The following is a 7821-nucleotide window of genomic DNA, read 5'->3' on the forward strand; positions in this document are numbered from 1 at the left end:
CGCCGAGAACCTGGCGGACCGGGCGGCGGGGGCGGCCGCCGATCCGGCGGCCTGGTCGGCCAGCGACCCGGTTGCAGCCGTGGGGCCGGACCCCGCCGCTGCCGCGGGGCCGGAACCCGTCCCTGAAGCGGTCGCGGTCGCGGTCACGGTCGCGTACGCGGTCACTCTCGTCGCGGGCGCGCGCCCCGGCTCGGCGGTCGCCGCCGCCACCGGGACGGTCGCGCTGAGGACCGCAGCGATACAGGCCGTGCGCAGCAGCCGACGTGACATGGGATCACCTCCGAGGCTCAGGCTCGGATGCTGCCACGCGCGGTATGACAAAAAGCCCAGGCAGGGCGGCGCCGACACCCCGTCTCACCTGATCGGCGGCCGCCGGACCGGCACGGACGGGCCGGCCTCAGGAGGCGTCACCGCCCCGCTCCCGGACCGGCTCGGCCCACACTTCCGGCGGTGCCCGCCCGCCGTACCTGACCCGCGCGCGCCGGGCGGCCGCCCCGGGGCGGCCGTTTCGGCCCACATCTCCGGCGGGGCCCGGGGCCGGCGGTACCGGCCCTCGCCTCCCGGGGTGGTCGGTTCGGCCCACGCCTCCGGCGGTGCCCGGGGGGCTCGGGTGTGACTGAGCGCTCCAGTTGGCGGATGAGTGCTTCAGTTGGCGAGTTGGTCTGCGGAAACCAGCCACCGCCAGCGCCGACGCTCGGTGACAAGGGTGCTGACGGCCAGCAGGGTCACGGGGACCGCCGCCCAAGCGGGCCAGGCCAGCCACGAGGAGATCACAGCTGCGGCGAGTTGGAGCAGCACCAGCAGGACCGTGGCCCAGCCCGGCACCGCAATGATCACGTTGGCCTTGTCCCCCCGGGTGGAGAAAAGAGTCGGAAGGCCGATCAGGGCCACTACGGACACGGCGGCAAGAAGCCATGAGTGGCTGGCCAGGGCCCAGGGGGTGGCCACCCACGCGACGAGCTCCGTCGCGAAGCGCAGGGCGGACGCGGCGCGGTCGTCCGGTCGTCCCGAGGTCGTTTCTCCACCAGCAACGTCGGTCACCTGCGGACGATCTCACGGCGCGCGGCCAGCTGCCAGGGGTTTGGGGCGCCACCGTCGCACCAGGACTTCTCGTATGCCCGCAGCCGGGACGCACGGGACGCTGAGCGCTTCAGTTGGCAAAAACCGCCAACTGAAGCGCTCAGTCACATCGGCGGCCCGTGGCAACAGCCTTGTGCCCGGGGAGGGCGGCCAACGGGCCCGCGCGGGCCCGGTTGCCTGGGGACGGGCCGGCCGCGCCTCCGGCGGGGCCCGGCAGCCCGTGGTACCGGCCCCGCGCGGGGCCGGTCGCCGCCCAGGCGGGTCGGCCAGGCCCCGGTGGAGCCCGGCTCCGGGGGGTCAGTCCCGCAGTAGGCGGGACTTGGCGGTGGCGAATTCCTCCGGGGTCAGGAGGCCCTCCCGGACCAGTGCCGCCAGTTGTGCGAGCTGGGCCGTGAGGCCGCGCTCCCCGGGCCCCGCCGGCCACCCGCCCGGCGGGGCCACCAGGTCCGGGTCCGGGGCCAGATCCGCGTCCCTGTCCACTTCCATGTCCACGTCGACGTCCATGGCCATGTCCATGTCGGCCTCGGCGGCCGCGTCCCTCTCCCGGGCCGTCTCCGCCGCGAAGGCCGTCTCCGTGGTGAAGTCCGGCCCGGTGGCCCACGGCACGTGCGCCGGGGCCGGTTCGTGGTGGACGTCCGGCTCCGGCGGGGCGGGGGCCTGGGCCGCCTCCCACACGTACGCGCCCCGCGCCAGCAGCCCCCGCAGCAGCGGGCGGCCCGCCGGGCGCCGGATCGGGTGGACGACCGGACCGACCGGGCGGATGAACATCACGCCACCCCCAGCCGGTCCGCGGGGATCCGTACCGAGCCGGCGATCCGGCCGCCCGCCGCCCGTACGGCGATCGCCGCATCCTCGGCCCACACGTGCTCCACGAGCACCAGCAGCGCACAGCTGCCCCGTTCCAGCAGGTCCGCGGACTCCCGCACGTCCTCCGGCCCGATCAGCCGCGCCGCCTCGCGGTGGGTCAGCAGCCCGGACAGTTCGACGAACTCGTCGAACTCCGCCGCCAGCACCTCGCCCGCCGCCGTCTTGGTGACCACCAGCCCGTCGATGAGGCGGACGTTTCCGGTCTTGCGCAGCCCCATCACGGCTTCCACGGCCGGCACCCGCAGCTGCTCCTCGGGGAAGGCGAGCACGATGAACTCCACTGGTCCCATGTCCACGGCTCCCGATCGTTTCTGACGACTCCTCGGCAGACTACGACATACCGGGGCGTAAGACCCGTACGCTTGCTACGTTTCCCATATGACCGCATTGACGGCAAAGGTGGCGGACTCCGCCCCGTCGCCCGGCGCATCCCACCCCCGGCGCCGGGGCGCCGAGCTCACGCTCCTGGCCGGGGCGGTCCTCGTCTCCGTCCTCGGCCACCTCTACGCGGGCGTGGCCACCTCCGGCCGCATCCCCGAGCAGTCGGCCCGGTACGCCGCCGGCCTCGCCGTCGCCGCCCTCCTCGCACACCTCGCCGTACGCCTGTTCGCCCCGTACGCCGATCCTCTCGTGCTCCCCATCGCCGTCCTGCTCAACGGCCTCGGCCTGGTCCTCATCCGCCGGCTCGACCTCACCACCCCCGGCCACGCCGCGGCGGACGCCCAGCTGCTGTGGTCGGGGCTGGGCGTGGTGCTGTTCGTGCTGGTCCTGGTCGTGCTGCGGGACCACCGGGTGCTCCAGCGGTACGCCTACCTCTCGGTCGTCGCCGCACTCACGCTGATGCTCGTCCCGGTCTTCTTCCCGGCCGTCAACGGGGCCCACATCTGGGTCCGGTTCGCCGGCCTCTCCTTCCAGCCCGGCGAATTCGCCAAGATCCTGCTCGCCGTCTTCTTCGCCACCTACCTGGCCGCCAACCGCACCGCCCTGGCCCTGACCGGGCGGCGGATCCGGCGGCTGCGGCTACGGCTGCTGCCGGGCCGGGTGCTCGGCCCGATCCTGGCGATCTGGCTGCTCAGCGTCGGCGTCCTGGTGCTGGAACGCGACCTGGGGACCTCGCTGCTGTTCTTCGGGCTGTTCGTGATCATGCTGTTCACGGCCACCGGGCGGATCGGCTGGATCGCCGTCGGGCTGCTGCTCGCGGGGCTGGGCGCGTACGCGGTGGGCACCTTCGAGCCACACGTGCACAGCCGGGTCGAGGACTGGCTGAACCCCTTCGCCTCCATCGAACGCGGCCAGGGCCCCGGCCAGCTCGCCCAGTCGCTCTTCGCCTTCGGCGCCGGCGGCCTGCTCGGCGCCGGGCTCGGACACGGCCGGTCCTTCCTCATCGGCTTCGCCGCCAAGTCCGACTTCATCCTGGCCACCGCGGGGGAGGAGCTCGGGCTGGCCGGGGTCACCGCGATCCTCGCCCTCTACGCCCTGCTGGTCGCCCGCGGCTTCCGCGCCGGCCTCGCGCTGCGCGACCCGTTCGGGCGGCTGCTGGCGACCGGGCTCGCCTCGATCGTGGCGCTCCAGGTCTTCGTGATCGCCGGCGGGGTCACCGGGCTGATCCCGCTCACCGGGATGGCGATGCCCTTCCTCGCGCAGGGCGGCTCCTCGGTGGTGACCAACTGGATCATCGTCGCGCTGCTCGTCCGGCTCAGCGACAGCGCCCGCCGCCCCGGGGCCGGCCCCGAACCGGACCCCTGGGCGAGGACGCGTACACGGAGCACTCGTACACGGGGGACGCGTACGCGTACGGACATCCGCCCGCCGGAGCCGGAGGCCACCGCGTGATCCGCTACATCCGCTGGTGCGCGTACTTCTGCGTCCTCCTCCTCGCCGCGCTCCAGGTCAACCTGGTCCGGATCCAGGTCTGGGAGGCCGCCGCGCTCGACGCGAACCCGGCGAACAAGCGGGGCGCCGTCGAGCGGTACGCGCGGCCGCGCGGGGACATCCTGGTCGACGGGCGCCCGGTCACCGGCTCGCGCGACAGCCGCCAGCTGCTGCGCTACGAGCGCACCTACCGCGACGGCCCGCTCTACGCCCCGGTGACCGGCTTCTCCTCGCAGACGTACGGCACCAGCTTCCTCGAACGCGCCGAGGACGACGTCCTGGCCGGCACCGCCCCGGCCCTGGCCGCCTTCCCGCTCTGGCACGACCTCGCCCGCAGCCGCCCGGCCGGCGGACGGGCGGTCACCACCGTCCGGGCCGGCGTGCAGAGCGCGGCGTACGCGGGCCTGGCCGGCAAGCGCGGGGCGGTGGCGGCCCTGGAGCCCGCCACCGGCCGGATCCTGGCCCTGGTCAGCAGCCCCTCGTACGACCCCGGGGAGCTCTCCGGCACCGGCTCCGCCGTCGAGGACGCCTGGGCCCGGCTGAACGCCGACCCGGACCGGCCGATGCTCAACCGGGCGCTGCGCGAGACGTACCCGCCCGGCTCCACCTTCAAGATCGTGACCGCGGCGGCGGCGCTCGACGCGGGCGTGGTCACCGATGTGGACGCGCCCACCCGCACCCCGGACCCGTACCTGCTGCCCGGCACCCGGACCCCGCTGCCGAACGCGTCCACCGGCTGCGAGGACGCCTCGATGGCCGAGGCCGTGCAGTGGTCCTGCAACACGGTGATGGCGAGGATCGGCGTCCGGGTGGGCCTGCGCGGGATGGTCGAGGCGGCCGAGCGGTTCGGATTCAACGACTCCGGACTGCGGGTGCCGGCGTGGGTGTCCCGGTCGAACTTCGACACCGACATGAGCCCGGACCAGCTGGCGCTGTCCGCGATCGGGCAGTTCAACACCACGGCGACCCCGCTCCAGATGGCCATGGTCGCCGCCGCGGTGGCCAACGGCGGCGAGATCGCCCGGCCCCGGCTGGTGGAGCGCACCACCCGGCGCGACGGCACCCAGGTCAAGGGCGGGGTCCGCGGCTCGCTGGGCCGGGCCATGAACCCGGCCACCGCGCTGCGGCTGCAGGAGCTGATGGTCAAGGTCGTGGACGAGGGCACCGGGCGCAACGCGGCGGTCCCGGGGGCGGTGGTCGGCGGCAAGACGGGCACAGCACAGCACGGGGTCGGCAACGCCGGCATCCCGTACGCCTGGTTCATCGGCTGGGCCAGGGCCGAGGACGCGCCGGTGCCGGCGGTGGCGGTAGCGGTGGTGGTCGAGGACGCGGCCGCCCGCCGCGGCGACATCAGCGGCAACGGCGCGGCCGCCCCCATCGCCCGCGCGGTGATGCAGGCGGCCCTGTCGGCGGACCGGTACCCGGCACCCTGAGGTACGTCCGCGACGGCGTACGAGCCTCCCCGGGCCGACATGGCAATGGTCCGATTCCCCACCGACGCGCCCGAGTTCGACGGCTTCAAGGGCCGGGGTGAAGTCCGTCGACGTCGGCGCCGTCGTCGCCGCCGCCGACGTCGTCCTCCGCGTCCTCCGCATCCTCCGTGGCCTCCGTCCTCCGCGTCCTCGTCGGCCGGACGGTCCTCAAGCCTCCGCGCCCTCCGCGACGGTCGCCGCGACCTCGGCCACTCGGGCCCGTTCCTCGGCCGCGAAGCGTTCGCGGTCGAGGGCCTCGGCGACCTCCTCGTCCTGGGTCATCAGCAGGTCCAGGTTCGCGTCGCCGAGGTCGAAGACCCCCATGTCGACGTAGGCCTTCTGCAGCCGTTCGCCCCACAGCCCGATGTCCTTCACGCACGGCACGATGCGGCTGAACAGCAGCTTGCGGAACAGGTGGAGGAACGCGGACTGCTCGGAGAGCTCCTCGGCCTCCTTGCGCGGTATGCCGAAGTTCTCCAGCACCTCCACCCCGCGCAGCCGGTCCCGCATCAGGTAGCAGCCCTCGATCACGAACTCCTCGCGCTCGCGCAGCTCCGCGTCCGTCAGCTGCCGGTAGTGGTCCCGCAGCGCCATCCGCCCGAACGCCACGTGCCGGGCCTCGTCCTGCATCACGTACGCGAGGATCTGCTTCGGCAGCGGCTTGTCGGTGGTGTCGCGGATCATCCCGAACGCCGCCAGCGCGAGGCCCTCGATGAGCACCTGCATGCCCAGGTACGGCATGTCCCAGCGCGAGTCGCGCAGGGTGTCGCCCAGCAGCCCCGCGAGGCTGTCGTTGACGGGGTAGAGCATGCCGATCTTCTCGTGCAGGAAACGACCGTAGACCTCGGCGTGCCGGGCCTCGTCCATCGTCTGGGTGGCCGAGTAGAACTTGGCGTCCAGGTCCGGGGCCGACTCCACGATGCGCGCCGCGCACACCATCGCGCCCTGCTCGCCGTGCAGGAACTGGCTGAACTGCCAGGAGGTGTAGTGCCGGCGCAGGTCGCCCCGGTCCTTCGCGGTCAGCTTCGCCCAGTGCCGCGTCCCGTACAGGGTCAGCACGTCGTCCGGGGTCCCCAGCGGGTCGTACGGGTCGACCTCCAGGTCCCAGTCGATGCGCTTGGCGCCGTCCCACTGCTTGTCCTTGCCCTTCTGGTAGAGGGCGAGGAGCCGGTCGCGTCCGGCGTCGTACTCCCAGCTGAAGCGGGCCGATCCGGTGGCCGGGACCTGCCACGCCGCTGCGCCGGGGTCCTGGGTGTAGAGCTCGTACGTCGACACTGACGGCCTCACTTCCATGCACCGTACGGGACTTCGGGACTGGACAGTTGGCAGTGCAGCACGTTGGTAGACACAGGGTCAACAAGTCGTGCGCAGGGGATTGACGGTCTTGCTGACAAGCAGTCTTATAAGTGCGACCGCTGGTAACCCGACCGATCCGACGTGACCCCCGCCCCGCCCGACCGCCCCGACCGGCCCCGCCGGCGACCCCCTTCGAGGTGTTCCACGCCATGACGACCACGACCGACCGCACGCTCCTGCACGACGCGCTCGGCCCGCTCAAGGACCGGGAGCAGATCGCCGAGCGGCTGCTGGAGTCCTCCGCCAAGCACTCCTTCGACCCCGACCGCGAACTCGACTGGGACCAGCCGCCCGCCGAGGGCAAGTGGTACTGGCCGCCCGAGCTCGTCTCCCTCTACGACACCCCGCTGTGGAAGCGGATGTCCGAGGAGCAGCGGATGGACCTCGCCCGCCACGAGGCCGCGTCCCTGGCCTCCCTCGGCATATGGTTCGAGATCATCCTCATGCAGCTGCTCGTCCGGCACATCTACGACAAGTCCCTGACCAGCAACCACGTCCGGTACGCGCTCACCGAGATCGCCGACGAGTGCCGGCACTCGATGATGTTCGCCCGCATGATCAAGACCTCCGGCGCCCCCGCCTACCCCGTCTCGCGGCTCAACCACAACCTCGCCCGCGTCCTGAAGACCGTCTCCACCACCCCCGGCTCCTTCGCCTGCACCCTGCTCGGCGAGGAGATCCTCGACTGGATGCAGCGCCTGACCTTCCCGGACGAGCGCATCCAGCCGCTGGTGCGCGGCGTCACCCGCATCCACGTGATCGAGGAGGCGCGCCACGTCCGGTACGCGCGGGAGGAGTTGCGCCGCCAGATGGCCACCGCGCCGCGCTGGGAGCGGGAACTCACCCGGATCAGCTGCGGCGAGGCCGCACGGGTCTTCTCCATCGCCTTCGTCAACCCGGCCGTGTACGAGAACGTGGGACTGGACCGGCGCCAGGCCGTCGCCCAGGTCCGGGCGAGCGGCCACCGCCGCGAGGTGATGCAGACCGGGGCGAAGCGGCTGACGGACTTCCTCGACGACATCGGCGTCCTGACCGGCGTCGGCCGGAAGCTGTGGCAGAGCTCCGGACTCCTGGCCTGAGCCGGCCCCGGTGCGGCTACGCTGCGGGCATGACCCGGACGACCAGCCGGACCACGCCCGCGGCCCCCGCGGCCTCGGACCCGCCGACCTCCTCC

Annotated in this window: 7 protein-coding genes and 1 pseudogene; 3 read left to right on the forward strand and 5 right to left on the reverse strand. The window is 73.1% G+C overall.

Translation table 11 applies throughout. The features are described from left to right. The 4 genes and pseudogenes from GPJ59_RS30530 to GPJ59_RS30545 all read right to left on the reverse strand — a co-directional run. Nucleotides 1–270, reverse strand: a pseudogene (locus tag GPJ59_RS30530) (hypothetical protein); the annotation flags it as partial. A gap of 375 nt (nucleotides 271–645) precedes the next feature. Beyond that, the gene (locus GPJ59_RS30535) at nucleotides 646–1041 is read right to left on the reverse strand and encodes a hypothetical protein (protein WP_219671156.1); all 396 of its coding nucleotides are present in this window, start codon (nucleotides 1039–1041) and stop codon (nucleotides 646–648) included. Between the two features lie 336 nt (nucleotides 1042–1377). After that, the gene (locus tag GPJ59_RS30540; RefSeq protein ID WP_219671157.1) at nucleotides 1378–1848 is read right to left on the reverse strand and encodes an SHOCT domain-containing protein; all 471 of its coding nucleotides are present in this window, start codon (nucleotides 1846–1848) and stop codon (nucleotides 1378–1380) included. Further along, entirely contained in the window at nucleotides 1848–2237 is a 390-nt protein-coding gene (locus tag GPJ59_RS30545) for a DUF6325 family protein (RefSeq protein WP_219671161.1), read from the reverse strand. Before GPJ59_RS30545 ends, GPJ59_RS30540 begins: the two co-directional genes overlap by 1 nt. Before the next feature lie 97 nt (nucleotides 2238–2334). Here GPJ59_RS30545 and GPJ59_RS30550 point away from each other — a divergent pair, with 97 nt between their 5' ends. Beyond that, on the forward strand, nucleotides 2335–3780 hold the full coding sequence (locus GPJ59_RS30550) for an FtsW/RodA/SpoVE family cell cycle protein (RefSeq protein ID WP_219671162.1): 1446 nt from the start codon (nucleotides 2335–2337) through the stop codon (nucleotides 3778–3780). Next, complete coding sequence (locus GPJ59_RS30555; protein ID WP_219671158.1) at nucleotides 3777–5252, forward strand: penicillin-binding transpeptidase domain-containing protein; 1476 nt, start codon at nucleotides 3777–3779, stop codon at nucleotides 5250–5252. The genes GPJ59_RS30550 and GPJ59_RS30555 overlap by 4 nt, the downstream gene beginning before the upstream one ends. Nucleotides 5253–5459: 207 nt before the next feature. Here GPJ59_RS30555 and GPJ59_RS30560 read toward each other — a convergent pair whose 3' ends face one another. After that, the gene (locus tag GPJ59_RS30560) at nucleotides 5460–6566 is read right to left on the reverse strand and encodes a ferritin-like domain-containing protein (protein ID WP_219671159.1); all 1107 of its coding nucleotides are present in this window, start codon (nucleotides 6564–6566) and stop codon (nucleotides 5460–5462) included. 230 nt (nucleotides 6567–6796) lie between these two features. Here GPJ59_RS30560 and GPJ59_RS30565 point away from each other — a divergent pair, with 230 nt between their 5' ends. Continuing rightward, entirely contained in the window at nucleotides 6797–7726 is a 930-nt protein-coding gene (locus GPJ59_RS30565; RefSeq protein WP_219671160.1) for an AurF N-oxygenase family protein, read from the forward strand. Nucleotides 7727–7821: the final 95 nt, after the last annotated feature.

It is taken from the genome of Streptomyces bambusae (genome assembly GCF_019400985.1).
Taxonomy (GTDB): domain Bacteria; phylum Actinomycetota; class Actinomycetes; order Streptomycetales; family Streptomycetaceae; genus Streptomyces; species Streptomyces bambusae_A.